Source organism: Methylobacterium nigriterrae, from assembly GCF_037106235.1.
GTDB classification, from domain to species: domain Bacteria; phylum Pseudomonadota; class Alphaproteobacteria; order Rhizobiales; family Beijerinckiaceae; genus Methylobacterium; species Methylobacterium nigriterrae.
The window spans coordinates 1-2,293 of record NZ_JBAWTG010000303.1 but is presented as its reverse complement, the minus strand read 5'-3'; the positions used below and the strand labels follow the sequence as shown (position 1 = coordinate 2,293).

At 68.4% G+C, this 2,293-nt stretch carries 4 protein-coding genes; 3 read left to right on the top strand and 1 reads right to left on the bottom strand.

What is annotated here, in order from left to right; genetic code table 11:
- Positions 1-345 precede the first annotated feature (345 nt).
- Both WDW90_RS36475 and WDW90_RS36470 read left to right on the top strand, forming a co-directional pair.
- Positions 346-648 (top strand): hypothetical protein, encoded by a 303-nt coding sequence (locus WDW90_RS36475; RefSeq protein WP_336492617.1) that lies wholly within the window; start codon positions 346-348, stop codon positions 646-648.
- Positions 649-717: 69 nt separating this feature from the next.
- The gene (locus WDW90_RS36470) at positions 718-1,092 is read left to right on the top strand and encodes a response regulator (protein ID WP_336492616.1); all 375 of its coding nucleotides are present in this window, start codon (positions 718-720) and stop codon (positions 1,090-1,092) included.
- A 52-nt stretch (positions 1,093-1,144) separates the two neighbouring features.
- Here the strand turns inward: WDW90_RS36470 and WDW90_RS36465 are convergent, their stop codons facing one another.
- A complete protein-coding gene (locus WDW90_RS36465; RefSeq protein WP_336492615.1) occupies positions 1,145-1,759 on the bottom strand; it encodes a PAS domain-containing protein in 615 nt (204 codons plus the stop codon).
- Positions 1,760-2,068: 309 nt separating this feature from the next.
- Here WDW90_RS36465 and WDW90_RS36460 point away from each other — a divergent pair.
- Positions 2,069-2,293, top strand: a 225-nt coding sequence (locus WDW90_RS36460) for a cyclic nucleotide-binding domain-containing protein (protein WP_336492614.1), incomplete at its 3' end; no start/stop codon positions are given.

Genomic DNA, 2,293 nt, shown 5'->3' with positions numbered 1-2,293 from the left:
CGCCACCGCGCAGGAGCTCTTCAACACCTGCGCGGCTCACGGCGGCAAAGGCTGGGATCACTCGGCGATGGTGCGCGCGCTGGAGATCATGGCCGGACATGACCTGGCGGGTCCGGGACGATCGTCCGGAGACATCTCGTAGGTCCGGCATCGGGTCCGTCCTTCGGCAACCGCTGCCGGAACGGCCGCTCAGGGTCGCTCCGAGCGGGCCACCCGAGGCAAGGCAGACCCCCGCTTCGACGCCACGCCCAGGGACGTCACCCGCGCTCCGGACGTGACGGCGAGCTTTTCCCGGGAAAGCTGCCGAAGCACGTCCATCGACCTCTGGCGACGGGAATCTGGCGCTTGACGCCCGCTGCGGGAACGGGCTGGCGGTCGACCACCAACGCGGTCAAGTCCGGCGCGCTGGAGAGCGACACGGGCCGGCTCTTGGTCACCTGGGAGCGGGCTCAAGACGAGAACGGCGGCAAGCGCCTGGCGCTCAGCTGGACCGAGAGCGGTGTGGCCGTGCGGCCGAAGACGGTGACCCGGCGCGGCTACGGCCGGGAGCTGATCGAGCAGGCAATCGCCTACGCGCTGCAGGCCCGGACCGAGTGCGCGCCGGGCACGGACGGGGTGCGCTGCCGGATCGAGATGCCGCTCGCCTAACCTGTCTGAATGTGCGCCCGTGCCGGAGCCGGTAGGCTCCGAGTCTCTGCAGCCCGGCTCAGAGCCCAGATGGCCGACCGCCCGACCTCTCTTGCCGACCGTCGCGTGCTCGTGGTCGAGGACGAGTACGTCATCGCCATGGATATCGGGCGTTGCCTGCAAGAGGCAGGCGCCGTGGTGGCCGGGCCGGTGCCGGATGCCGAGCAGGCGCTCGCGCTGATCGAGGCGGCTCCGCTCGACGCGGCGGTGCTCGACGTGAACCTTCGGGGCGAGCCGGTCTACGTGGTCGCGGACCGGCTGAAGGAGCGGGGTGTGCCGTACCTGTTTGCCACGGGCGAGAGCCAGATTGCGGACCGCTCGGACTATCGTTCACGCCCGAAGCTGGAGAAACCGATCCTCGGCACCGAGCTGGTGCGGGCGGTCGGCAAACTCATGTCGAGCTGATCGGCCCGGTGCGTTCCGTAACGCCCAGCCGGCGAGATCGGAACGCGGCCTCCTACCGCTTCCGCAGCCCTTCCACCTGCTTCCGGACGAGCAGCAGATCCCGTTGCGTCTTCCTCTGGAGCTGCTTGGCCTGCCGCATGGCCGCGTCCGCGCGGGCAAGAAGATCTTCCGTTGGATCTCCCGAACAGGCCAGCGTCATCGGCTGAGGGCTCGGCTTCAGAACGCTGGCCGTGGCGTCCCTCACATGGTGGATGAGCGCCAGCACCGAGCCGGTCTCATCCAGAACCGCCCAGTTCGCCGGGTGCCAGTACCGCACCTCCCAGGGCCGGTCCTCCGGCTGGACGTCGTAGCGCTGCAACCGCATGAGATCGCGCTGCCCCGTCGTGAGCACGCGCTCAAACGACCTGCCCAGGTTGCGCACGCCATCCGCCTCCGGATCGTGCGGGCTGTCCGGGAATGCCTCGAACATGTCGAGACCGGCAAGCGTATCGCACCGGCGTCCCGTCGCGGTGAGGTAGGCGTTGTTGCCATTCACGATCCGGCAGTCGGGCGTGAGCACGAGAAGCGGCAGAGGGGCGCGATCAAACAGGTCGCGGTAGAGGCCCTCAGCCAGATGCATCTGCGCCGCGGCAGATCGGAAGTTCGGTGTATGGGAAGCGTCGGCCATCTCCCTTCTCCGGGCACTGCTTCGATCCTCAACGCCTTCCGGCGAAGCACGATCCGCCATGCGCAGGGCTTGGTCCGGCAGCAGCACCGAGCCTGTGTCGATCGACTCAGGGCTGCCAAGGGGTCTGAGACCCGACTTCGCGGGCACGGGTCAGAAGACGATCCGTCTCCAGCAGGGTCGCCTGCAACGCGCTCTGCCGCGTGAGGTGGGACGAGCTTCTGCCATCCTGTCCGAGGCCGACACTTACACAGGTGAAGTTCCTCTGGCGCCGATCGGCCTAACGTGCAGCCTGCATGGCGGGACGCGGGCATGCCCCAGCACCTCATCCGCAAGCTGGGGCAGTTCACCCGGCTCTCCCCCGAGGACGAGCAGGCGCTCAAGGACGTGGCGAGCCAGCGGATGCGCCTGTTCGGGCCGCACCAAGACATCATCCGCGAGGGCGATCCCCCGCCGCACATCAACCTGATCCTGGAAGGCTGGGCCTGCCGCTACAAGCAGCTGGAGGATGGGCGCCGACAGATCGTCTCGTTCTTC